The sequence below is a fragment of the Bradyrhizobium sp. dw_78 genome (assembly GCF_018449525.1).
Taxonomy (GTDB): Bacteria; Pseudomonadota; Alphaproteobacteria; order Rhizobiales; family Xanthobacteraceae; genus Bradyrhizobium.
Window position 1 is genome coordinate 649,707 of the sequence record NZ_JAAVUS010000002.1, and the last position, 23,745, is coordinate 673,451.

The 23,745-nt window shown below is 59.9% G+C and carries 23 protein-coding genes; 18 read left to right on the plus strand and 5 right to left on the minus strand.

The genetic code is table 11. From position 1 onward, the window contains the following. The first annotated feature begins 52 nt into the window (after positions 1-52). From HB630_RS08825 to HB630_RS08840, 4 genes are read left to right on the plus strand one after another with little or no spacing between them, the layout of a single operon-like run. Positions 53-922 carry a xanthine dehydrogenase family protein subunit M gene (locus HB630_RS08825; protein WP_346656053.1) on the plus strand — a complete coding sequence of 290 codons (870 nt, stop codon included), beginning with the start codon at positions 53-55 and terminating at the stop codon, positions 920-922. Beyond that, the gene (locus HB630_RS08830) at positions 919-1,404 is read left to right on the plus strand and encodes a (2Fe-2S)-binding protein (RefSeq protein ID WP_213771814.1); all 486 of its coding nucleotides are present in this window, start codon (positions 919-921) and stop codon (positions 1,402-1,404) included. The genes HB630_RS08825 and HB630_RS08830 overlap by 4 nt, the downstream gene beginning before the upstream one ends. Continuing rightward, positions 1,401-3,707: a xanthine dehydrogenase family protein molybdopterin-binding subunit gene (locus tag HB630_RS08835; RefSeq protein WP_213771815.1), complete on the plus strand. Its 2,307-nt coding sequence runs from the start codon at positions 1,401-1,403 to the stop codon at positions 3,705-3,707. The genes HB630_RS08830 and HB630_RS08835 overlap by 4 nt, the downstream gene beginning before the upstream one ends. Next, positions 3,704-4,720 (plus strand): LLM class flavin-dependent oxidoreductase, encoded by a 1,017-nt coding sequence (locus HB630_RS08840; protein WP_213771817.1) that lies wholly within the window; start codon positions 3,704-3,706, stop codon positions 4,718-4,720. Before HB630_RS08835 ends, HB630_RS08840 begins: the two co-directional genes overlap by 4 nt. Positions 4,721-4,726: 6 nt before the next feature. Here the strand turns inward: HB630_RS08840 and HB630_RS08845 are convergent, their stop codons facing one another. Continuing rightward, a complete protein-coding gene (locus HB630_RS08845) occupies positions 4,727-5,500 on the minus strand; it encodes an FCD domain-containing protein (protein WP_213771819.1) in 774 nt (257 codons plus the stop codon). 295 nt (positions 5,501-5,795) lie between these two features. Then, entirely contained in the window at positions 5,796-7,043 is a 1,248-nt protein-coding gene (locus HB630_RS08850) for a Rieske 2Fe-2S domain-containing protein (RefSeq protein ID WP_213771821.1), read from the minus strand. A 354-nt stretch (positions 7,044-7,397) separates the two neighbouring features. On the opposite strand from HB630_RS08850, the gene HB630_RS08855 reads away from it, so the two are divergent. The 10 genes from HB630_RS08855 (at position 7,398) to HB630_RS08900 (ending at position 17,235) form a co-directional block, all read left to right on the plus strand. After that, complete coding sequence (locus HB630_RS08855) at positions 7,398-8,567, plus strand: ABC transporter substrate-binding protein (RefSeq protein WP_213771822.1); 1,170 nt, start codon at positions 7,398-7,400, stop codon at positions 8,565-8,567. Positions 8,568-8,579: 12 nt separating this feature from the next. Beyond that, the gene (locus HB630_RS08860) at positions 8,580-9,446 is read left to right on the plus strand and encodes a branched-chain amino acid ABC transporter permease (RefSeq protein ID WP_213771823.1); all 867 of its coding nucleotides are present in this window, start codon (positions 8,580-8,582) and stop codon (positions 9,444-9,446) included. A gap of 55 nt (positions 9,447-9,501) precedes the next feature. Continuing rightward, positions 9,502-10,383 (plus strand): branched-chain amino acid ABC transporter permease, encoded by an 882-nt coding sequence (locus HB630_RS08865; RefSeq protein ID WP_213771824.1) that lies wholly within the window; start codon positions 9,502-9,504, stop codon positions 10,381-10,383. A 53-nt stretch (positions 10,384-10,436) separates the two neighbouring features. Beyond that, a complete protein-coding gene (locus tag HB630_RS08870; protein ID WP_346656054.1) occupies positions 10,437-11,159 on the plus strand; it encodes an ABC transporter ATP-binding protein in 723 nt (240 codons plus the stop codon). Beyond that, entirely contained in the window at positions 11,152-11,862 is a 711-nt protein-coding gene (locus HB630_RS08875; protein ID WP_213771826.1) for an ABC transporter ATP-binding protein, read from the plus strand. The genes HB630_RS08870 and HB630_RS08875 overlap by 8 nt, the downstream gene beginning before the upstream one ends. A gap of 183 nt (positions 11,863-12,045) precedes the next feature. Continuing rightward, positions 12,046-13,050 carry an efflux RND transporter periplasmic adaptor subunit gene (locus HB630_RS08880; protein WP_213771827.1) on the plus strand — a complete coding sequence of 335 codons (1,005 nt, stop codon included), beginning with the start codon at positions 12,046-12,048 and terminating at the stop codon, positions 13,048-13,050. After that, complete coding sequence (locus HB630_RS08885) at positions 13,047-13,985, plus strand: ABC transporter ATP-binding protein (protein ID WP_213771828.1); 939 nt, start codon at positions 13,047-13,049, stop codon at positions 13,983-13,985. Before HB630_RS08880 ends, HB630_RS08885 begins: the two co-directional genes overlap by 4 nt. After that, complete coding sequence (locus HB630_RS28760) at positions 13,982-14,962, plus strand: ABC transporter ATP-binding protein (protein ID WP_213771829.1); 981 nt, start codon at positions 13,982-13,984, stop codon at positions 14,960-14,962. Before HB630_RS08885 ends, HB630_RS28760 begins: the two co-directional genes overlap by 4 nt. Then, positions 14,959-16,095, plus strand: a complete 1,137-nt coding sequence (locus tag HB630_RS08895; RefSeq protein ID WP_213771830.1) for an ABC transporter permease — start codon at positions 14,959-14,961, stop codon at positions 16,093-16,095. Before HB630_RS28760 ends, HB630_RS08895 begins: the two co-directional genes overlap by 4 nt. A 6-nt stretch (positions 16,096-16,101) precedes the next feature. Further along, positions 16,102-17,235, plus strand: coding sequence for an ABC transporter permease (locus HB630_RS08900; protein ID WP_213771831.1), 1,134 nt, complete (start codon positions 16,102-16,104; stop codon positions 17,233-17,235). A gap of 240 nt (positions 17,236-17,475) precedes the next feature. Here the strand turns inward: HB630_RS08900 and HB630_RS08905 are convergent, their stop codons facing one another. Together HB630_RS08905 and adhP are read right to left on the minus strand one after the other, a co-directional pair. Continuing rightward, the gene (locus HB630_RS08905) at positions 17,476-17,949 is read right to left on the minus strand and encodes a hypothetical protein (RefSeq protein ID WP_346656055.1); all 474 of its coding nucleotides are present in this window, start codon (positions 17,947-17,949) and stop codon (positions 17,476-17,478) included. Between the two features lie 35 nt (positions 17,950-17,984). Next, entirely contained in the window at positions 17,985-19,010 is a 1,026-nt protein-coding gene (gene adhP, locus HB630_RS08910) for an alcohol dehydrogenase AdhP (protein ID WP_213771832.1), read from the minus strand. 154 nt (positions 19,011-19,164) lie between these two features. Between adhP and HB630_RS08915 the strand changes: the two genes are divergently transcribed. After that, a complete protein-coding gene (locus HB630_RS08915) occupies positions 19,165-19,563 on the plus strand; it encodes a translational machinery protein (protein ID WP_213771833.1) in 399 nt (132 codons plus the stop codon). A gap of 32 nt (positions 19,564-19,595) precedes the next feature. Here the strand turns inward: HB630_RS08915 and HB630_RS08920 are convergent, their stop codons facing one another. After that, on the minus strand, positions 19,596-20,126 hold the full coding sequence (locus HB630_RS08920) for a flavin reductase family protein (RefSeq protein WP_213771834.1): 531 nt from the start codon (positions 20,124-20,126) through the stop codon (positions 19,596-19,598). Positions 20,127-20,358: 232 nt separating this feature from the next. Between HB630_RS08920 and HB630_RS08925 the strand changes: the two genes are divergently transcribed. The 3 genes from HB630_RS08925 to lon all read left to right on the plus strand — a co-directional run bounded on the left by HB630_RS08925 (position 20,359) and on the right by lon (position 23,623). Then, positions 20,359-20,583: a hypothetical protein gene (locus tag HB630_RS08925; RefSeq protein ID WP_213771835.1), complete on the plus strand. Its 225-nt coding sequence runs from the start codon at positions 20,359-20,361 to the stop codon at positions 20,581-20,583. Between the two features lie 233 nt (positions 20,584-20,816). Further along, positions 20,817-21,224, plus strand: coding sequence for an Hsp20/alpha crystallin family protein (locus HB630_RS08930; RefSeq protein ID WP_213771836.1), 408 nt, complete (start codon positions 20,817-20,819; stop codon positions 21,222-21,224). Between the two features lie 8 nt (positions 21,225-21,232). After that, positions 21,233-23,623: an endopeptidase La gene (gene lon / locus HB630_RS08935; protein ID WP_213771837.1), complete on the plus strand. Its 2,391-nt coding sequence runs from the start codon at positions 21,233-21,235 to the stop codon at positions 23,621-23,623. Positions 23,624-23,745 lie beyond the last annotated feature (122 nt).

The window sequence follows — 23,745 nt, forward strand, 5'->3', positions numbered from 1 at the left end:
AACGATGGTGTGACTGAAAAATCCATGCCGCAAGACCGGGAATGCGCTTGACGTGAAGTTTCCCCCACTCAGGTATCTGACGCCGCAATCGCTCGACGAAGCCATCGCGCTTCTGGAACAGCACGGCGCGGACGCCAAGCTGTTGAGCGGCGGCCAAAGCCTGATGCCGATGCTGGCGTTTCGGCTGGCATCGTGCAGCATCCTGATCGATCTCAAATTCGTTCCCGGTCTCGATCGCATCACCGTTACCGATCGCGGCGTCGAACTCGGCTCAAGGGTGCGCTGGCGCGATATTGAGCACGATGTTCGTTTGCCAACCGTCCAGCCCCTGCTCTCGATGGCGGTAAAGCACATCGCCCATTACGCGATACGAAATCGGGGAACGGTGGGCGGCAGCCTGGCGCATGGCGACCCCGCCTCCGAACTGCCGGCGCTTGCCGTCGCATGCGGCGCGACGATCGCTATTGCCGGGCCGAACGGCCGGCGATCGCTGCCGGCGGAAGAATTCTTCCTCTTTCCTCTGATCACCGCGCTCGAGCCGAATGAAGTGATCGTTTCCCTGCACTTTCCGCCCTGGCCGAAAGCGCGGAGCTTCGGCTTTCAGGAATTCTCGCGCCGCAGGGGAGACTTTGCCATGGCCGGCGCCATCGTCTTCTTCGACCAGGACAAGGATCAAAACATCTGTTCGCCCCATATCGGCGCGTTCGGCATCGCCGATACGCCGTTGCGGCTGGGCGAGGCGGAAAAATTCCTGCTGGGCAACCGCGCGGGCTCGCGGATTTTTGAAGAAGCCGCCGCGCACGGCGTTCGGAACGTCGATGTCAGAGCCGATATCCACGCCGATTCCGACTATCGTCGGGCGCTGCTCGCAACCCTTGTCAATCGCGCGCTGGTGGAAGCCGCGCAACGGACCAGCCCATGACCTCGGCACCGATTACAGTCACGATAAACGGCGCCAGGAAGACGCTGAACGTATCCTCCCGCATCACGCTCGCCGACGCCTTGCGCGATGTCGCGCGTCTCACCGGAACGCATGTCGGCTGCGAGCACGGCGTCTGCGGCGCATGCACTGTCATCATTGACGGCCTTGCCGTCCGTTCCTGCCTGATGCTGGCGGTTCAGGCGGCGGGCTCCGAGATCACGACCGTCGAAGGCTTGGCTAACAAGGGCGAGTTTTCGGCGCTGCAAGCCTCGTTCCGCAAGCACCACGCGGTTCAATGCGGCTTCTGCACGCCGGGCATCCTGACGACCATGCATGCCCTTCTGAGGGAAGAACCGGACGCCGACGAGGAGCGCATCCGCGATGTCCTGTCCGGCAATATCTGCCGCTGCACCGGCTACGTTCAGATCGTGGAAGCCGTCATGGAGGCGCGCGCAAGTTATTCCCGCGGATCCGCCGCATGACGAGATCAAACGCCTATATCGGCAGCCCGCTCGACAGAATCGAGGATCTGCGTCTGCTCGCGGGCGCCGGCACGTTTGTCGGCGATCTCAAGCCGGACAACCTGCTCTATGCCGTGATCCTGCGAAGTCCGATTTCCCATGGGCGAATCCGGAAGATCGGGACTGCGGCGGCCAGATCGTTGCAGGGCGTGGCAGCCGTCATTACCGCGGCCGAAATCGGCGAGGTTCCCATCATTCCGGTTCGACAGCATGGCAAGCCGGAAGGAGAGCCCTATCGGCAGCCCGTGATCGCGGGTGAAAAGGTTCGCTATGTCGGCGAGCCGGTCGCCGTCGTTATTGCTTCGGAACAATGCATCGCGGAGGATGCCGCCGAGCTCATTGAACTGGAAATCGACGAACTTCCCGCGGTTGCGACCCACGAGATCGCCGCGCGTGACCAGACGCTGCTGTTTGAAAACACCGTCACCAATCTGGCGACGACCTTTTACGCCCGGATGGGCGATGCCGACATGGCCTTCGCGACGGCGGAATACAAACGGAAGGAAAAGTTCAGCGTTCATCGGCATACCGCCTCGCCGATGGAAACGCGCGGCCTGCTGGCCGAATGGAATCCCGAACTGCAACGGATGGTGGTCAGCGGCGCAACCAAGGTGCCGTTCTTCAACCGGAACGTCGTCGCCGAAATGCTGCGATTGCAACCGTCACAGGTCGATTTGATCGAGGTCGATGTTGGCGGCGGCTTCGGCGCACGGGGCGAATTCTATCCCGAGGATTTTCTGATTCCATTCGCCGCGCGCTATGTCGGCGGAAACGTCCGATGGGTCGAAGACCGGCGTGAACATCTGATGGCGATGAACCATGCCCGCGAGATGTATGCGGACCTGGAAATTGCCTGCCGCAAGGATGGCACCCTGGTCGGCGTCAGGGGCCGCATCGATATCGATCTCGGCGCCTATGTGCGAACCAACGGCTTCACCACGCCGCGTAACGTGGTGCAATTCGTTTCGGGACCGTATCTGATCCCGAATATTGCCATCGATGCCTTTTCCTACCTGACCAGCAAGACACCGACCGGGACCTATCGCGGTCCGGGCCGCTATGAGGCGAGCTTCTTTTGCGAACGGCTGCTGGACATGGCGGCCAATGATCTCGGCATTGACCCTGCGGAATTTCGTCTGAAGAATCTGATCCCGGAGGATCAGCTGCCGCGCCCGCTCGCGACCATGGCCGGTCTCGATCGCACATGGCAGACCGAACTCGACAACGGCGCCTATGGTGTCGTCATGGAGCGATGCCTCAAGGAATTCGGCTGGGAAGAAAAGAAGAAGCTTCAAGGCCAATTGATCGATGGACGCTATCACGGCATCGCCGTCGGCAATTTCGTCGAGGGCGGCGCCGGCGGCAGGTTCGAAAACGCCCGGATGACAATCGAGAAGGGCGGAACTGTCACCGTCGCGGTCGGCTCGACGGCTTTAGGGCAAGGGCTTCAGACCATCTTGAGTCAGATCGCCGCCGACGCGCTTTCGATGCCGATCGAACGAATACGGCTGCTGCATGGATCGACGACGTTGGTCACGCAGGGTTTCGGATCATTCCATTCGCGCTCGACCGTGATGGGAGGGTCTGCCATTCTGCTGGCGGCCGAAGCGCTGGTTGCCCTGCTGCGCGATAAGGGCGCAAGCCATTTCGGCTGCGAGCCCGACCAGGTCTCGGTTTCGGACGGGTATGTGTACTACGGGACGAAATCGATGGAATTCTCCGCCTTTGCCGGATCGGAGGTCGAACGGCAGTTCGAGAACCGCAAGCTGACCTACAGCTATGGGAGCCATACGGCTCACGTTGCGGTCGATCCCGGCACCGGGCATGTCGAGCTGCTCGATTACATGACGGTGGACGATGTCGGCCGCATCATCAACCCGGCGACGCTCCACGGCCAGATTCTCGGCGCCATCGTCCAGGGACTGGGCAGCACCTTTCTCGAACATTTGCAATATGACGAGAATGGACAGTTGTTGACCGGCTCGCTTGCCGACTATCTTTTGCCAACCGCGACCGACTTCCCCAATATTCGCGGCATTTCGCTCGGCCTTCGCCCCTGCCCGAACAATCCTCTTGGCGCGAAGGGCGCCGGCGAGGGTGGCCTGATCGCGGTCGGCGGCGTAATTGGAAATGCGATAGCGGCTGCGCTGCGGTCGATGTCGGTCGAACCGCGGGACCTGCCCCTGTCGCCGCCGCAGATCTGGAGACTGATCCAGCAGGCCAAGGCATCGAACCATAACCCCAAGATGAATGAGCAATCGTGACAAGCGACCTTCCAAAAATCGGCCTGCGGCTGGACGGCTCAATCCCACCACATGAATGCGTGGAGCTCGCGGTTGCGGCCGACAAGGCCGGACTTTCAGGCGTCTGGTTTGCGGAAAACGCCTTTGCAAGAGGTATCTGGCCGGCGGCGGCCGCCTGCGCCGTTGCGACCAGCCGGATTCACATTCACGCCGGCGTTTTCAATCCGTTCAATCGCCATCCGACGATGATGGCGATGGAAATCGGCGCGCTGGACGAATTGTCCAATGGCCGGGCCAGCATCAGTATCGGCGCCGGCATTATTGGCGCTTCCACCAAAATGGGGATCGACGCCGAAAAGCCCGTTCCTGCGCTTCGCGACGCCTTGATCATCTTGCGCGGGCTGCTCAACGGCGAAGAGGTCAATCATGTCGGCCCAAGATTCTCCGCCAAGAAGGTCAAGCTCGACTACAAGCCCCGGCCGGGGATCCCGATTTTTTTGGCCGGCCGCGGCAATCTGACGATAAAATTGGCCGGTGAAGCCGCCGACGGGTTATTGGTTTCCAACATGTGCTCCGCCGGATATGCCGGGCGCTCCGCGGAATTAATGCATTCGGTCCGTCCCCACACTGCAAGCGGCACTGCAGGCAGCGTCATTCAATACATGCCCTGCATCGTGAACTCTTCATCCCTCGAGGCTTTCAGGGACGCCAAGCGCATCGTCGGCGAGATGGTCCCCCGGTTCTGGGCGCTGGGGCAGAAGGTGCCGTCCGCAAAGGACGCGCTTCTTCTTGGAACCGATATCAGCGAGGACGATTTTGCGGCGGCGGCGAGCGATATCAACAGCGGCCGGGATCCTGCCGACATTCTCGACGAACGCTACGCCGTGGCTTTTTCGATTTATGGAACAGCGGAAGAATGCCTGGCGCTGGCGAAGCGCTACAAGGCAGCGGGTGTTGATGAACTTGCATTGACCTTCAGCGGCCCCTCGGCGCCGCACGAGATCGCCACGATCGGAAAGGCCATGAAGATCTGAACAACGTTATGGGGTCGTGGCTCCACGTTCTCGCAGGCACGATCCGTATCCTTCATCCGCATCGTATCGTTCCAGCACGATGTCCGTGATGCTCTGAATGTGCTGCCGAATGAGCGCAACGGCGCGCCTGGTATCGCGCCGGATCGCGGCGTCCTTGATCTCCTCATGGTCACCGGCCGTTCCCGCCATGTAGGATCCATAGGGAAGCGTCAGGCGCCGGTAGCGGTCGAAACGATCATGAAGTTGCGAGCAGAAGTTAAGGAGTGTGGGTGAACCGCATGCCGCGATGAGTGAGAAGTGGAATTCCCGGTGATAGGATTCCCAGACATCGCTGATCGGCGTGTGTTGACCCGCTTTCTGCGACAGATGAGAAAATCCTTCATAGACACTGCAGATTCCCTCGACCCAGGCAAGACCTCCCCGCTCGATGGACAATTGAAGGGCGGTTACTTCCAGCTGCATCCGCAAGGCTGCGACGTCGATAAGGTCGGCACGTGACGCAGGCGCAACCCGGAAACCACGCTGACTTTCCGAAATAACAAGACCCGCGCCAGACAAGACCGCCAGCGCCTCGCGGACGGGCGCCACGCTTGTGGCGTAACGCGCCATCAGGATCTTGAGATAGAGTTTGGCGCCCGGCCTGAAATAGGCCGAGAGGATGTCTCCCCGCATACGGGCAAGAACGTAGGCCGACGCCGAACTGGCGCTTGATCGATCAAGCTCCTGACGTTTCCAGTACAGAGAACTGGTCGCCCAGGGCATTGCATCGGCCGCGATCATGGAACTACCCCCTCACTGAGTGTCCCAGCCGCGTTGCAGATTTTATACCATTTCTAGAGCATGATCCGAAAAAATGGGCACCGGTTTTCCGAAAGATCATGCTCAAACAAAAACAAACAAAAAGATGGCGTTAGAGGTGATTCAACTCGATTGAATCGCCTCTAACGCCATCATGGCTGCCAATCCGTCGCGAATTGTCGGGCAAATGGGCAACCATCCATCAAATTCCGTGCATCCGGCCCGAATTTCAAAATTCCGGAAACGGGCACGATCAGGTTATCGACTTGCCGATAAATCAGGGTTTTGCCGCCTGCTTGTAAGCGTTGATGAGCCAAACGTTGAACTGGACCAGCGTCGTTTCAAGAGGACCATAAATACCACGTGGAGCGAAGCGCGACTTCTTGCCCTTCTGCATCCCCATATTTTCCGGAACGTCCTGCGCCCAGATCTTGGCGCCTCCTTCCAGCACCATCGCCGCGCGCTCCCTGAAATCCGCAAGCTCGACGGAGGAACGCGGCATTAGCCAACCTCCGGCGGTCTGACGGTCGCTTGAGGCGTAAGTTTCTTCCACCGCCGTTGCGCTGATCAACGTGAACGCGATCGCGTTCGGCGCGAACACCATCGTCATGCTCGGTGGAATCATCACGAAGGTGAGCCGCTGCCGCTGCGCGGCCGAGATCGTCGTGATCGGCGGAAAAGCCGGGTTTTCTCCCCAGCCGTCTCTCATCATCCCGCCATCCGGCTTCAGCATCGGCACCGTTCTGACAATCGCATTGTCGCCGGGCTTCATATCGGTAAAGACGACGCCGCCCTCCGCCAGCACGCTGGGTGCAAAATCATGTGTACCGCGGTGAACGAATTCGGGATGGTAGGCGTCGGTGAAATTCTCGACATGGACCTTCCAGTTCCAAGGCAGCGGCTTGTCCGCCAGTTTCGGAGGAATTCCGACCAGGTCCGCCGCTTCATAACCTGCCCAAAACGGCTCGACCTTCGCCAGCGACGGAGCCAGGGGCTCCGCGTTTGGATCAAGATTCACGAAGACGAAGCCATGCCACAGCTCCAGCCGGATCGGGGGAAGCCGTTCGGAACGACGCAACGCGGCTGTTTCCTCCCTGCCGATATGGGGGGCACCGATCAGCCTGCCCTCGAGATCGTATGTCCAATAATGCAAGGGACACCGGAGCGTCTTCTGGTTTCCCGTGCAAGGGATCACCTGGCCGCGATGCCGGCATATCGCCGCCATCGCATGAATTTTGTCGTTACTGCGGGTGACGATGATGGGCTCTCCGGCGGGCTGCGCGGAGATGCAGTCACCGTGGTTGGCCAATTGTTCGACGCGACCGACGCAAATCCATGAGCGCGCGAAGACCCCCTGTCGCTCGAATTCGAAGAATGCGGGCGACGTGTAGCATTCCGCGGGAAGCATCCTGTCCGCGGCTTCCGCCTCCGGCGGAAGGCGGTTCAGGATATCCAGCACCGCCTCCGACGTCGTGAACGTGACTGGATTGATCGGAGACGGTCCCTGCGTTTCAACAATCGCCAACGTGATGCTCCCGCTTCTTCAACACAAATGCAGTCGTGAATCGACTCTAGTGCTCCTTGCCGTCGGCTGACGAATGCCTAAAAAACTAAATTCATGACGCTGATGGATTTCGTGCTCGTTTTTTATCCAAGCCACCCGAACGCAGCCATGCAGCGTCAGCGTGCAACACCGAACGCCCCAACCAACAGCCGCGTCTCACACCACGGCCGGAAGCGGCGATTGGGCGACTCCAGCTCCATCTGAAAAGCCAGGAATTATCGGGACGAATGGACCCAGATCGAGGGTCCAACAGGCCCGAACTGGCACCTCATTTGCATCTGGCTAGGCATATATGACGGCTTCAAGGACAGGTACATGTTGGTTTCAGCGCTTGCAAAACGCACTTCGATTCAGGTTATCGCTCTCGGCGGAGCGCTTGCGCTATGGAATACGGCCCTCGAAGCGGCGCCGGCAAGTTGTCCCTCCCCTATTCCGCTGGGACTGACGACCGCGCTCACCGGCAACCTCGCCCTGCTCGGAACGCAAGCCCGCAATGGCGTCGAATTCGCCGTTGACGAGATCAACAAGAACGGCGGCGTCGCCGGCAAGCAACTGGCCCTGACCACGGAAGATACCGGCGCATCGAGCACCGACGCACTCAACGCGATGAATCGCATCATCGACGGCAAACCCCTGGTGATCATCGGCTCCATGATCAGCCCGCACGTCTTCGCACAGACCGAAAGCGTCACCAAGTCGGAGACACCGTTTCTCGTCGGCGCAACGAATGCAAAGGTTACGGCACAGAACAGCAGATGGCTGTTTCGTACCCATGTCCACGACGGCCAACTGGCGGAATTGATACCCACATATCTGGTGAAATCGCTTGGCAAGACCAAGCCCGGCATCATCGCCGTGGCTGACGACTATGGCCTCGGAGCATCGAAGGGAATTCAAGAAGCCCTCGCCAAATTGAATGTCACCCCAGTGGCCGTGACATCCTATGCGCCTTCCGACAAGGACATGAGCGCGCAGCTCCTCGAGATCAAGGACAAAGGCGCGGACAGCCTCATCTTGTTCGGACGGCCTGCGGACATCGCGCTTGTGATGAAGCAGATGGGCGATCTCGGAATCAAGCTGACCACCATCGGAAATTCGAGCATCGTAGCTCAGACGACACTGAACAACCTGTCTACAGCCGAAGCGGATGGCGCCTATGCGATCGGCGGGATGATCCCCCAACCTTCAACCGATCCGAAGATCGTCGACTGGTCGAAGCAGATCCTGGCCAGGTACAAGGTGCCAGCCGACAACTTCACCGTCGCCTACTACGACACGGTCTATTTGCTCAAGGATGTGATCGAGAAAGTCGGCTGTGACAAGGCCGCGATCCGGGATAGCCTTGCCGCGACCAAGGGCTGGAAGGGCCTGTTTATCGAGTACACGGCCGACAATGCGGGCGATCTCGCGCACACGCTCGGAATCTACCGGAACAAGGGCAAAACGCCGGAATTTGTCGGCCCGATCAAGGATACCGCGGATTAGCGGAATTCAACGATGGGCCAACTCATCGTCAACGGTCTGGCACTGGGAAGCATCTATGCCCTGGTCGCGCTCGGGCTGCTCATGATCTTCAACACTGTCCAGATCGTTAATTTCGCTCAAGGCCAGTTGCTGATGCTCGGCGCCTTTATCGGAATCAGCAGCGCGGTCACGCAGGAATTACCCATTGCGATCGCCTGGATCGTTACCATGGCCGCGATGGCGCTGATCGGCATCGTTTTCATGGTGCTGGTCTATCTCCCGCTGCGTGGCCGTTCCCCTTTTCTCGTCATTCTCACGACGATCTCGATGGGAATCGTCCTGGAAAACCTGGCGCTCATCATCTGGGGACCGTTGCCGGTCTCCTTGCCGTCGCCCGTTCATGGCGCGCCGCTGCGGTTCGCGGGCGTGGTCATATCGATGCATCAGGCGTTCACCTTCGCGACGCTGATCGTGGTTCTGACGCTGCAGTTCCTGCTTCTGACCAGAACGCGTTTTGGAATTCTCATGCAGGCGACGGCGCAGGATCTGCGCACCGCACGCCTCGTCGGCATTCCGGTACAACGCACCATTGCCGTGGCGTTCGCCTCCGGGGCCGTGCTGTCCGGCATCGCCGGTCTTTTGGTGGCTCCGACCTATCTCGCCGAACCAACCATGGGCGGAAGCCTCGGCCTCAAGGCGTTCGTCGTCAGCGTGATCGGCGGCTTTGGCAGTCTTCCCGGCGCGGTTATCGGCGGCCTGTCTCTCGGCCTCATCGAGACGTTCGGAGCCCGCTATATTTCCTCGAATTTCCGGGACGCCTATGCGTTCATCATCATGATCGGCGTGCTGATCGCGTGGCCTCGCGGCCTGTTCGGCGAGAAAACCAGCGAGAAGGTGTGAGTTGAGGATTTCACCTTACCTCGCCCTCGTCGCGGCAGGAGCGCTGTCAATTCCATTGTTGACGCACGATAATTACGTCATCCAGCTGCTTAACATCGCAATCCTGAACGCAATCGTCGTGCTCGGCCTCAACTACACCACCGGCTGGACCGGCCAGATTAATTTCGGTCAGGCCGCCTTTTACGGGCTTGGCGCGTATTCGACGGCTCTTGCGACAAAATTCGGTCTGCCCTGGATCGCGGCGTCGTTCTCCGCCATCCTGGTGGTCGCTCTCGCCAGTCTCGTCCTGGGACTCCCGACACTGCGGCTGCGGACACACTATCTTGCCATGACAACGATCGGCTTTGCCGAAATTGTTCGATTGATCATCGTGCATTGGGAGCCCGTTACCGGCGGCACGTCCGGTTTGAGAGACATCCCCGGCATCGACCTGTTAGGCTGGCATCCCCAGGGGCAGATACAACACTACTACATCATGATCGCTGTTCTTGCCCTGGCTGTCGTTGTCGCCGCACGCATACGACATTCGACGGTAGGCCGGGCGATGATTGCGACCAAGGATAGCGAAATCGCGGCCGAGCAAAGCGGCGTCGATACGTTGCGCATGAAATTGCTCGCCTTCATGATCGGAGCGATATATGCGGGGATTGCCGGCTGTCTTTATGCCTCCTCGATCCGTTTCATAAGCCCCGACAGCTTCTCGGGAACGCAAGCCGTATTCCTGATGACCATGCTCATCGTCGGCGGCATGGGCTCCATCCCGGGCTGTGTGGCGGGCGCACTGGCGCTGACGATACTCCCGGAAGCCCTTCGATTCCTCGGACAATGGTATCTGGTGCTCTACGGGCTCGGGGTCATTGGCATCATCGCGTTGCTTCCGGGCGGCCTCGCTTCCGTCATCTCGGTCCGAAAATTGCGCTGGGGACATCCGCAATGAGTCCGGCAGCAATTCTGCAGGCGCGCGGCGTCACTCGCCGGTTTGGCGGCCTGGTGGCGCTGGACCACATCGATCTCGATATTCCGCGAGGCATCGTTCAATCCGTCATTGGGCCAAACGGCTCGGGCAAGACAACGCTCATCAATGCGTTGAGCGGCGCCTCGCCTGCCGATGCAGGTTCGATCCAGCTCGACAGCCGGGAAATTTCCGGTCTCAAGCCTCACAGGATCGCTCAACTGGGATTGGCCCGCACGTTCCAGAACATACGCCTGTTCGCCAATCTGAATGTATTGGAAAACGTCAAAGTCGCGGCCGGATGCCGTAGCGCCGAATCTCTCTTCGGTATCGTCACCGGGAACAGGAATCATCGCCGTACTGAAACGGCCATCGACGAAGCGGCGCGCGAGGCGCTGCATACCGTCGGCCTGATCCACCGGGCGGATGATGCGGCCGATCAACTGCCCTATGCGCAGCAGCGCCTTCTTGAAATCGCGCGTGCGATCGCAACCAAACCTCGTATCCTGCTGCTCGATGAACCCGCCGCCGGCATGAACATGACCGAAAGCCTGGCCCTTCTCGAAACCATCTCAAGGCTCAAAAGCACCGGCATCACCGTTTTGCTGGTCGAGCATAACGTAAGATTCGTCATGGATATCAGTGACAGGGTTGCGGTGCTGGATTTCGGCAAAAAGATCGCCGACGGCTCGCCGGCGGAGGTGCAGTCAAACGCTCTCGTCATAGAGGCCTATCTCGGCAGGCGCCGCCGTCATGCTTAGAGTGGAGAACCTGAAGGTCGCCTATGGACATATCGAGGTTCTGAAAGGCATCAATTTCAACGTCGAGGCGGCGGAAATCGTCGCTCTGATCGGCTCCAATGGCGCCGGAAAGACGACGACGCTGAACACGATTTCCGGCCTGTTACGGCCGACCTCGGGGGTCATTTCCTGGAAAGGCGAGAACATCAATCGCACGCCGGTCGAAGCGATTGTCGCATCCGGATTGGCGCATTGCCCGGAAGGACGCCGGATTTTTCCGGGCCTGACCGTTCGCGAAAACCTGCTCTCCGGAACGGCCGCCCGGCCTAACAACAGGAAGGCGATTGAAGAGGACATGACGCTCGTGTTCGATCTCTTTCCGCGTCTCAAGGAGCGGATCAAGCAGCTTGGCTGGTCGCTATCGGGCGGCGAACAGCAGATGCTCGCCATCGGGCGTGCGTTGATGAGCCGCCCAAGTCTTTTGATGCTCGACGAGCCCTCTCTCGGCCTCGCCCCTATCGTCATCGACCAGCTTTTTGACAGGATCGTCGAACTCAACAAACGTACACAGCTTGCGGTTTTCCTGGTGGAGCAGAACTCCGCAATGGCCCTGGAAATCGCCAACCGCGCTTTCGTCATCGAGACCGGAACGATCACGCTTTCCGGCCCGGCATCAGAACTGGCCGGGAATCCCCGAATCCAGGAAGCCTATCTCGGCGGCTGATCCCGCGACGCTCCGGCTGCGGAGTTCATCGGATGACGCAAGGCCGGCTAAGCTCCACGCTCGGACCCCGCCCCATTTCGGGCAATCGGCCCTTTTGATCCCTGTCAACACCGCCCGGTGAAATCCCGGCAATTTGCTGGCGAGCGCCGAATCTTGTCGGCCAGTGTTTCAATGGGATGAGAGATGGCTGTGGCGAAATTGCCGAAGTGGATATTGTTGGCTGGCGTATTGGTGCTGGCCGGCGCCGGGGTGGCCTACTGGCAATGGGACAGGATAACGGCGGGGCTGGGATTCGGCCATCAGAGCCAGACCATCTTCCTCTCAGGCAATATCGAGGCGCACCAAAGCGTCCTCGGATTCAAGACCGTTCAATCGCGCATTATTGAACTGCCGTTTGACGAAGGCCAGTGGGTCAAGGCCGGCACGCTGATATCGCGCGTTGATGATTCCGATTATCGCCAGCAGGTATCGATCTCCGAGACCACCCTGGAGGTGCAAAAACGTCAGCTTGCAACGGCCGAGCAGAACTGCACGGCGGCGCAGAGGCTGCTCGAAAGCGACGCGGCGGATCTCGAACTGGCGAAGCTCGAATTTACCCGTGCCGACGACCTGATGAAGCGGGGCGCGGGCACCATCGAAACGCGCGATCAAACCAGTGCGGCATTAAAGAAGGCAAACGCCGCGATCGAGCGTGACCAGGCGTTGGAGCTGGCCGCCGAGCGCCAGGTCGAACTGGCAAGGGCCAATATCAAGAATGCGGAAGAGGCGCTCAAGCTCGCCAAGATCATACTCGATTACACCGTTTTATCGGCGCCGTTCGACGGTGTGATCACCGTGCGCGAGGCCGAACTTGGCGAGATCATGGTGCCGGGCACGCCGGTGGCAACGCTCGCCGATCTCGACCATATCTGGTTGCGCGCCTATATCAACGAGACCGACATCGGCAAGATCCGGCTCGATCAGGCCGCCACCGTCACAACCGATACCTATCCAGGGAAAACCTACAAGGGACGGGTATCCTTTATTTCGTCTTCGGCGGAGTTTACGCCGAAGAGCGTCGAAACCCACGCCGAACGCGTGACGCTCGTCTATCGCATCAAGATCGATATCGCCAACCCGACTCATGAGCTGGTGCCGGGCATGCCGGCCGACGCCTTGCTCGAGGCGCTGCCGTCAGGCAAGTCATGACCGCCGAATCCCCGATCATTCAGGTTGACGGATTGGTCAAGCGTTTCGCGGCATTCACCGCGGTGGACCGGCTGAGCTTTTCGGTAAATCGCGGAGAGATTTTCGGTCTGGTCGGGCCCGACGGCGCCGGCAAGACGGCGACCATGCGAATGCTGGCCGGCGTCATGCGGCCGGACGGAGGCGCCATCGTGATCGACGGCGTCGATGCCGTGGCCGACCCGGAAGGGATAAAGCCGCATGTCAGCTACATGCCGCAACGCTTCGGTCTCTACGAAGACCTTACCGTGGATGAAAACATCCGTTTCTATGCCGATCTGTTCGAGGTGCCGCCCGCGCTTCGACGCGAGCGCGCGAGCCGCCTGCTGGCGGCGTCCGGCATGAGTAATTTCGGCAAATTCCGGGCCGGCCAATTGTCCGGCGGAATGAAGCAGAAGCTGGGGGTCGCCTGCGCGCTGGTGCATACCCCGAAGATATTGCTGCTGGACGAGCCCACCACGGGCGTGGACCCGGTATCGCGCCGTGACTTCTGGCGCATCCTGTACGGGCTGCGCGAAGACGGCGTGACCATCGTGATATCGACCGCGTATCTCGACGAAGCCGAGCGCTGCAACCGGCTCACCCTTCTGCATAGCGGTCGCGCGCTCTATTGCGACACGCCGACAGAGCTCAAGAAGCGCATGCCGGGAGCGTTGATCGCAATATCCTCCATGGACGGCCGCGCCGTGCGCAGCGCGATCACCGGGAAGCCGGGGGTGAGCCAGGTCCTGCTCGTTGGCGATGGGGTACATGCCGTGGTCGACAATTCGGACCTGCGTATTCCTCAATTGCGCGAGGCCATCGGTCTCGCCGGTGTGCAGGTTTCCGGCATCGCCGTTGCTGTGCCCAGCATCGAGGATGTCTTTGTCGCGCTACTGGAAACGGGGCAAGCGCAGTGAACGGACCCGCACAGCCCGCACAAGCCGGCAAGATCGATCAGGTCGTCGCCGAGGATCTTGTCAAGCGATTCGGCAATTTCGTTGCCGTGGATCACGTCAGCTTCCGGATCGCAAGCGGCGAGATCATGGGCTTCCTCGGTCCGAACGGCGCCGGCAAGTCGACGATCATCCGAACCCTGTGCGGCCTGCTTCGGCCGAGCAGCGGCCGCGCGATCGTCGCCGGGATCGACGTCGCGCGCGATCCGGAAGGCGTGCGCCAGCATATCGGATACATGTCGCAGAAATTCTCGCTCTATCGCGACCTCACGGTCGAGGAAAATCTGGAGTTTTTCGGCGGCATCTACAGCGTGCCGCGCGCCGAGCTGCGCGAGCGCATGCGCTTCGCGATCGACATGGCAGGCCTTGCCGGCCGCGAACAGGCCATGGTGGGCACGCTCGCCGGCGGATGGCTGCAACGCCTGGCGTTGGGCTGCGCCGTTTTGCACAGGCCGCCGATCTTGTTCCTGGATGAACCGACCTCGGGCGTCGAACCCGCATCGCGGCGGCGTTTCTGGGATCTGATCCATAACCTGGCGAGCGAGGGCGTGACTGTCCTGGTCTCCACCCACTACATGGAGGAGGCCGAATACTGCCATCGCATCGCCCTGATCAACCATGGACGCCTGATCGCGACCGGCAGCCCCGCGAAACTCAAGCAGACGGGCATCGGCGGCGATCTGCTGCTCCTGGAATGCGACGCGCTTGGCCCGATGCTCGAAGCCTTGCAGCATGCGCCGAACGTGCGCGACTGTTCGGTATTCGGCGATGCGTTGCACCTGCTGGTCGATAACGCGGAGAAAAGCCTCGCCGAGATTCCGGATTTCCTCGCGTCGAAAGGACTGCATCCGCGTCGCATTTCCCGCATTTCTCCATCGCTGGAGGACGTATTCGTTCAGCTTATCGCAGCCGACGTCGCCGCCGCGGGGAAAGCCGCATGAGGTTCCGCCGGCTCAGAGCCATCGCTCTCAAGGAGCTGCTGCAGATCTGGCGCGATCCCCGCAGTCTGATGATCGCGCTGTTGATGCCGTTCACCCAGATGTTCCTGCTCGGCTACGGCGTGACGCTGGATCTCAAGCACATTCCGGTATGCACATTCGACCGCGAGGCAAGCCAGAACAGCCAGTCGCTGCTCAAGCATTTCGAAGCGTCATCCTATTTTGCGATCGCCCGCAACGTCCGGACCTACCCGGAGCTGATCTCGGCGATCGACCGTTCGGACTGCAAGATCGCCATCGTCGTTCCCCCGGACTTTTCCGAACGCTTGAACGATACCGGGACATCGAGCGTTCAGGCCATCCTGGATGCGACCGACGACAACACCGCGAACATCGCCTATGGCTACGCCGTCGCAATCGTCTCCGGCTATTCAAACGACGTCGCACTCGACGCGCTGGGCCGACAGGGGGGCGAACTCCAGCAAATCCAGCCGGTGGCCGTTCAATCGCGGGTCTGGTTCAACGAAGACCTGGACAGCCGCAACTTCATTATTCCGGGACTGGTCGCGGTCATCATGGCGCTGGTCGGCGCACAACTCACGTCACTCACCATCTCACGCGAGTGGGAACGTGGAACCATGGAGCTGCTGGTGTCCACACCGGTCACGCCGAGCGAGGTCATGGTGGGCAAGCTTGCGCCCTACCTTGCGCTTGGCTGGATTGACGCCTCATTCTGCCTGATCATCGCGACACTCTGGTTCGGCGTGCCATTTCGCGGCACCCTTTTCACGCTGTTCGCCACCACGACCCTGTTCCTGACCGTCGTGCTGGGGATCGGCTATCTGCTGTCGGTGCTGATCCGCAGCCAGATCGGGGCAAGTCAGGTCGCGCTGCTGCTGACGATGCTGCCGACCACGCTGCTGTCAGGCTACGTATTTCCGATCGATCAGATGCCAACCATCATTCAGGACATCACCTATCTGGTCTATTCCCGATACTATGTGACGATCATCAAGGCGATATTTCTCAAGGGCGCGGGCATCGCCGCGCTGGCGGTGCCAATCCTGTTCCTGCTCGTCTACGCCGCAGCCGTCATGACCTTGGCCGCGCGGGCATTCCGCAAGAGACTGGATTGATCGCCGATGTTTGGCCGCCTCACCCACATCCTGACGAAGGAGTTCATTCAGCTCTGGCGCGACAAATGGGGCCGTTTCCGCCTGATCGTCCCGCCTGTCATCCAATTGCTTCTGTTCGGCTACGCCGCCACCTTCGAGGTCTATCATGTCTCGACCGCAGTGCTCGACCTCGACCACACCCAGGAAAGCCGGGAACTGATTGCCGGATTCACCTCGAGCACCCGGTTCGATATCGTTCGAGTGGCGCAGTCGCAGCAGGAGGCGGACGCCGCGATCGACCGTAGCGACGCCGCGGTCGCGCTGGTGATCCACGCCGGATTCGCCAATCTCCTACGCAAGGGCCAGGCCGCGCCTCTTCAGGTCGTGGTCGATGGCACCAATTCCAATACGGCGCTGATTGCGCTTGGCTACGTCAATACGATCGCCGCGCAATTCTCGGCGAATTACATCACCGATCTGGCGGAACGCACCCGGGGCGTCGAAGGCTCCGAACTGGTGCAGGTCGAGGTCGTGCAGCGGCCCTGGTTCAATCCGGATCTCAACGGCCGCTGGTTCTTCGTGCCCGGCCTGATCGCGACGATCACGCTTGTCATGCTGGTCAATCTCACCGCCTTCGCGGTGGTGCGGGAACGCGAAGTCGGCACGCTCGAACAGATCATGGTGAGCCCGATCCGGCCGGCCGAATTCATACTCGGCAAGACGGTGCCGTTTTTCGTCGTGGGGTTGGGAATTGCCGGCCTGATCAGCATCGTCGGGATCCTCTGGTTTCAGGTTCCCTTCGTTGGTAACCCCTTGGTTTTCGCATTTGGCACGATGCTGTATCTTTTGAGCCTGCTCGCGATCGGACTGCTGATTTCCACGGTCTGCTCGACCCAGCAGCAGGCGTTTGCGACCAATTTCTTCGTCGTGAATCCGCTGTTTACCCTGTCCGGGTTCAGCTTTCCGATCTCCAGCATGCCGAACGTGCTGCAGTGGCTGTCCTACATCAATCCGCTGCGCTACTATCTCATTGTCATCCGCGGCACTTTCCTGAAGGGAGTCGGGGTGACGATCCTGTGGCCGGAATTTCTGGCGATGGCGATCATTGCCGCGGTTCTCATGACCTTCAGCATCCTGAGGTTCAGGAAATCACTGGAGTGACAGGCTGGTCGTGACAGGCTGGTCGCGGCCATTCAACCATCACGTGACCTGTCTTCCTCCCGCATTGCATATCCGGGCCACGGAGCCAATTGTCGGGGGGCGTGAACGCGGCACGGATACGTCAGGCCGCCAACCTCCCGGCCTCCAACAAAAAAATAATCCGCCGGAGCTCCCCGGCGGATTATTTTGACATCTTCCCATTCAGATCAGGATAACGATCCTGACCCGAACCAAACATGATCAATCGCAGACCTCGACATTGCGGACGCGCCAGCCCTTTTTCGTGTGGACACGCTGCCGAACTACGTAGCAGTCCGAGAGGTCGTCATCACCATAGCCAAAATCACCGTAGCCAAACGGGTAATCATCATATCCAAACGGCATCAGGCCGTAGCCCCAGCCGCCGCCGTGAAAATGGCCTCCATGGAAACCTCCACCGTGGAAACCTCCTCCGCCATGGAAACCTCCCCCGTGACCGCCGCCGCCATGACCGCCGCCGCCACGGGCAACGGATGCTCCTGTCGAAGCCAAACTCACTGCAGCGACCGCAAAGACGGCGAGGATCGTTTTACGTAACATCATTCTTCTCCAAAACACATTGCCCTTGATATGAATATCCCCTGCGGAAAAAGCCGTTTTGATCCTCATCAACGCAGCCGTCGGCTTGAATATCCGTATGCTGGAAAATGATCGCTTAAGCGATCTCATGCTCATGAAGCAATCCATTCCGCACATTGGCATCGGATCGTTCAGAACCTGAGGACGACACGCCCGTCCACCTGGCCGGCCTTGAGATCGGCGAAGACGGAGTTGATATCTTCCAGCCGCCGCTCATGGATATGAGCCTTCACTTTTCCTTCGCTGGCAAATTCGACGGCTTCCGCCAGGTCTTTGCGCGTTCCGACGATCGATCCGCGCAGAGTGATGCGCTTGAGAACAACATCGAAAATCGGCGTCGCGAATTGCCCCGGCGGCAGGCCGACCAGGCTGACCGTCCCCTTGCGCCGCACCAGTTGCAATGCCTGCGAAAAGGCCGGAGTCGAAACCGCCGTTACGAGAACACCATGGGCGCCCCCGCCGGTCTGCTTCAGTACCTGCGCGCTGGCGTCGGGCGCTCGGGCGTTGATTGCCAATTCCGCGCCCAGGCTGCGCGCCAGTGCGAGCTTTTCCTCGGTCACATCCAGCGCGACGACGTGAAGTCCCATGGCCTTTGCGTATTGAATCGCGACATGTCCAAGCCCACCAATGCCTGAAATCGCAATCCATTCTCCGGGACGCGCTTCGGTTTCCTTGATACCTTTGTAGGTCGTGACACCCGCGCACAGGATTGGCGCCATCGCGACGAAGTCCACATTCGCAGGCAGGCGCGCAACATAGGCCGCCGAGCCGATGGCGTATTCCGCGAAACTGCCATTGACGCTGTAGCCGCTGTCATTCTGCGTTTCGCACAGCGTTTCCCATCCCGTGATGCAATGCTCGCAGCAACCACAGGCATCGTGCAGCCAAGCGATGCCTACCGGATCGCCTTCCTTTAGCTGCGTTACGCCCGCACCTACCGCCGCCACGATTCCCGCACCCTCGTGGCCGGGAATGAACGGCGGGTGAGGTTTCACCGGCCAGTCGCCATCCGCCGCATGCAAGTCGGTATGACAAACACCAGTCGCGACGATCTTGACCAAGACCTCGCCCGGGCCCGGCGACGGAACTGGAACCTCTTCGATCTTCAGGGGTTTTCCAAATTGCCGCACAACCGCGGCTTTCATCATCTTGGCCATCAGATAACTCCGATTTTTCTTCCTAGGCATAAAAATTAGAACGCGGGCGCCGCTGAAGTGTTGATGCGGATCAATCCCCGGTTTGTCATTTGAGGCTTAACGAAAATCGAATGCGTGAACGACGCGAGTCATCATGCGAAAATGGAGCAATACAATGCCGAGCCACTTTCATGCGATCGTCTGGATTGATCATTTGCAGGCCAGGATTTTTCATCTTGGCCTCTCCGGCACCGACGAAATCGTCTTACATCCCCACATGCCGACGCGGCATATCCATCACAAGGCCAACTCGATAGCGAGCGGCCATGTCCATGAGAGCGAGGAATTCCTGAATCAGGTCATGACTGCCGTCAGTGACGCCGGCGAGATCCTGATACTCGGGCCGTCCGGCACAAAGGTTGAGCTTGCCAAATATATTCGCGAGCGCAACCCGGAACTCGGTAGCCGGATCGTTGCGGTCGAAGCAGCCGACCACCCCAGCGACCCCGAAATCGTCGCCTACGCCAAACGACATTTCAAGATTGGCATCGTCCGGTCCGCCACGCGAGGATAACCATGCCTCAAAAACCGGCTCAACGCCTCCGGTCAGCGCATTTTCGATCTGAGCTTGATCACATCGCCATCCACCACGAACTTGCCATATCCGTGATGGTGGATGGTTTTGGGATTTCGCTGCCCCGGATCGGTCCAGGCCTTCACTACTTCGAGAACAAAAAGGTCATATTTGTTCACGAGGTGGCTATCGACCACCTTGCACTCCAGATTGGCGAAACACTCGCCAATCAAGGGTGCCGATACCTGCTCGGCGGGCAGCGGCGTCAGTCCGAACTTATCGAATTTCGCGACGTCGCGGCCTGAACAATTGCCGACATCCACGACCTTTTTGGCGAGCTCCAACGCCGGAATGGCGATGACGCATTCTGCCGTGGCGCGCAATGCCGCAAAACTGTAGTCGCCCTCGCTGACCACGCAGGCGATAAGCGGCGGCTCGAACTCCACCATCATATGCCAGGACATCGTCATGACATTGGCGCGCCCCTTGCGGGCGGTCGTCAGCAGGACGACCGGGCCCGGCTCGAGCAATTGATAGACCTTCGCCAGCGCGAGCTCTTTCATCCGGGCATGCTTCCAAGTTGAATATTTGCGACGTCAACACCCGCCAAGAGGGCCTCAGCGAGCCGCCCCCATTTTAAGCCCCTTAACATGCTGAGGGCCGAAGATGGTCTCCGGTAATGTACGTAGGGAGGTTCCCCTAAGATAAGAATCGAAATTTCAGCACCTGGTGACCTCGACTAAAAACCATCGGGCAGGGAATGCTTTTGCTCAGCCGGAAAGCCGGGAGGCGTCGATGAATTCTTCCATGTACAGCGCGGATCGCACGACCCACCTGAAAATCGTGGTCCTTGCGCTGGTCGCGGCCATCGGGGTGGCAGGTTTCGGAATTTCCGCGCGCTTCAGCGCCGACGACGGATATTCCCAAGCGGCACACCTGATCAAGGCGGGCAAGCCGAGTTACCGGGCGGACGGTTTGCCATTACGCTGCCTGCCCGGCAGGGTATCCTGCTCGACTTGATCCTGCTCAAGAAACTTCCGCTACCATTCGGTACTGTCCTCCTTAGTGGCGGCTTTTTTCCGGCAGGTTTGGATTGGGGTAATCATGCCAATCGTCGCAGCGCTTGTTCTCGCCGGCCCTCGATTGCAGGCTCTTGATTGAGTGGCAGGGAGTCAAGGCTATCCTTATATTTTGACTGGCTGCATTGGGCTGGACGGAACACAAAGTGACCGTTCGATAGAGGCGAGAGAGTAATGGCGACAAAAAATCCCGTTAACTGGATGCTGTCCGAGGCGATCGATTCGCTCGCCCGCGCCGAACGATTACATCGGCAATTTTTCAGCCTGCAATCGGCGGCCGGCGCTCGAGAGCCCAGTTGGGAGCCTCCGATCGACGTGATCGAGACCGACAGGGAATTGCTCATCCTGGTTGCCCTGCCCGGTGTCGATCTGGATCAAGTCAAGGCCGTGATTGAGAACGGAACGCTTGTGGTCAGCGGGCATCGCGTGCTGCCGGTTGAACTGCGTAACGCGCGAATTCACCGGCTTGAGCTTCCGCAAGGCCGGTTCGAACGCCGCATCGTACTGCCAACAGGGCGTTATGCCGTAAGCCGATTCGCCGTGAATGGATGCCTCGCGTTACGGCTGGCAAAATCAGCGTAAGGATGACCATGCCGACCATCACCGAAGAACCCACATCCGGCTCGTCGCGCGTTCAGGCCGAATCCGTTCCGATTCCGGGCGATGCCCTTATCATCGTTCCGGTTCGTAATACCGTCCTGTTTCCGGGAGTCATCACTCCGGTTACGATAGCCCGCCCGCGATCGATCGCCGCCGCACAACAAGCGTTGCGCGAACAGCGGCCGATCGGAATCCTGTTGCAGCGAAACGCGGAAGCGGAGGATCCCGCCCCCGGCGACCTCTATCGGATTTGCACGATCGCCAACATCATACGTTACATCACCGGGCCGGACGAAACCCATCACATCATCTGCCAGGGCGTGCAGCGCGCCCGCATTCTTGATTTCCTTCCCGGAACGCCGTTCCTGGCGGCGCGGGTTCTGCACATTCCGGAGCCGACAACGAGTTCGCCGGAGATTGAGGCGCGCTTCCTCAATCTGCAACGGCTGGCCATCGAAGCTGTTCAGCTGCTTCCGCAGGCACCGCCGGAACTGCTTGCCGCATTCCAGTCCACGACCTCTGCCGCGGCGCTCGCCGATCTCGCGACCTCCTATATGGACATCAAACCGCAGGACAAGCAGGAGATTCTGGAGACGATCGACCTCTCACAGCGAATGGAGAAGGTTTCGCGCTATCTGGCCGAGCGGCTGGAGGTTCTTCGGCTGACGAACGAGATCGGTCAAAAGACCAAAGCAACCTTCGATGAACGCCAGCGAGAGGCGATCCTGCGCGAGCAGATGGCGACCATTCAGCGCCAACTGGGAGAAGGCGACGGAAAGGCGCAGGAAGTTGCGGAATTGAACGAAGCGATCGCCAAGGCCGAGATGCCGGCGGAAGCCGAAAGCCAGGCCCGGAAGGAAGTGCGCCGCTACGAGCGGATGCCGGAGGCCGCCGCCGAAGCGGGCATGGTCCGCAGCTATCTCGATTGGCTGATTGACCTGCCTTGGGCGCTGCCGGCCGAGAAGGCCATCGATATTGCGGAAGCGCGACGCATCCTCGACGAGGATCATTTCGGCCTGGAGAAGATCAAGAGCCGAATTGTCGAATATCTGGCGGTGCGAAAGCTGGCACCGCAGGGCAAAGCACCGATCCTGTGCTTTGTCGGACCTCCCGGCGTTGGCAAGACCTCGCTGGGGCAGTCGATTGCACGCGCGATGGGGCGGCCATTCGTTCGTGTCAGCCTGGGCGGCGTTCATGACGAGGCCGAAATCCGGGGACACCGGCGAACCTATATCGGGGCCCTGCCCGGCAACATCATCCAGGGAATCAAGAAAGCCGGCGCGCGCAACTGCGTTATGATGCTCGACGAGATCGACAAGATGGGGCGCGGAATCCAGGGCGACCCGTCGGCCGCCATGCTCGAGGTTCTCGATCCGGAACAGAATGCGACATTCCGCGACAATTATCTTGGAGTGCCGTTCGACCTTTCACGCGTCGTGTTTATCGCCACCGCCAACATGCTCGATACGATTCCGGGGCCGTTGCTGGACCGTATGGAAATCATCAGCCTGCCGGGCTACACGGAGGATGAGAAGCTTGAGATCGCACAGCGTTACCTGGTTCGCCGCCAGCTTGAGGCCAACGGCTTAAAGCCGGAGCAGGCCGAGATCGACGCCGAAACGTTGCGGCTCATGATCAAGGGTTACACCCGGGAGGCTGGCGTACGGGCTCTGGAGCGCGAAATCGGCAAAGCCTTCCGATATGCGGCGGTGCAGATTGCCGAAGGCAGCTCGAACAAGGTGATCCTTACGGCGAAGGATCTTATTACGGTTCTCGGTCAACCTCGCTTTGAAAACGAGATCGCGATGCGCACCAGCATTCCCGGTGTTGCGACCGGGCTTGCATGGACGCCGGTCGGCGGCGACATCCTCTTTATCGAGGCCACCCGCGTCCCCGGGAAAGGAGCCCTGATCCTGACCGGCCAGTTGGGTGACGTGATGCGCGAGAGCGTGCAGGCAGCTCTGACTTTGGTAAAGAGCCGCGCCACGCAGCTTGGGATCGATCCATCGATATTCGAGAAGAGCGACATCCACGTTCACGTGCCGGCAGGTGCCACGCCGAAAGACGGGCCAAGCGCGGGGGTCGCGATGTTCACCGCGCTCACCTCCTTGCTCACCAACCGCACGGTCAGGAACGATACCGCCATGACCGGCGAGATCTCGCTGCGGGGCCCTGTGCTGCCCGTTGGCGGAATCAAGGAAAAGGTTGTCGCGGCTGCGGCTGCGGGCCTGACCAGAGTGATGCTTCCCGCGAGAAACCGGCGGGACTTCGATGAAATTCCCCAGGGCGCCCGCAATAAACTCGAATTCATCTGGCTCGAGCGGGTTGACGATGCGATCGCCGGCGCGCTCGAAAAAAGCATGCCGGCGGCCGCGGGCTGACACAGACAAAAGTGGCCCTTCAGCAGCCGTATCCGGACGAACGCCGTTCAGCCTGTCGTGTAATGCTTTTATGAACGCCATCGTCCTGTCCGGCGCTGGCACTGGATCTTTGCCTGGGGGCG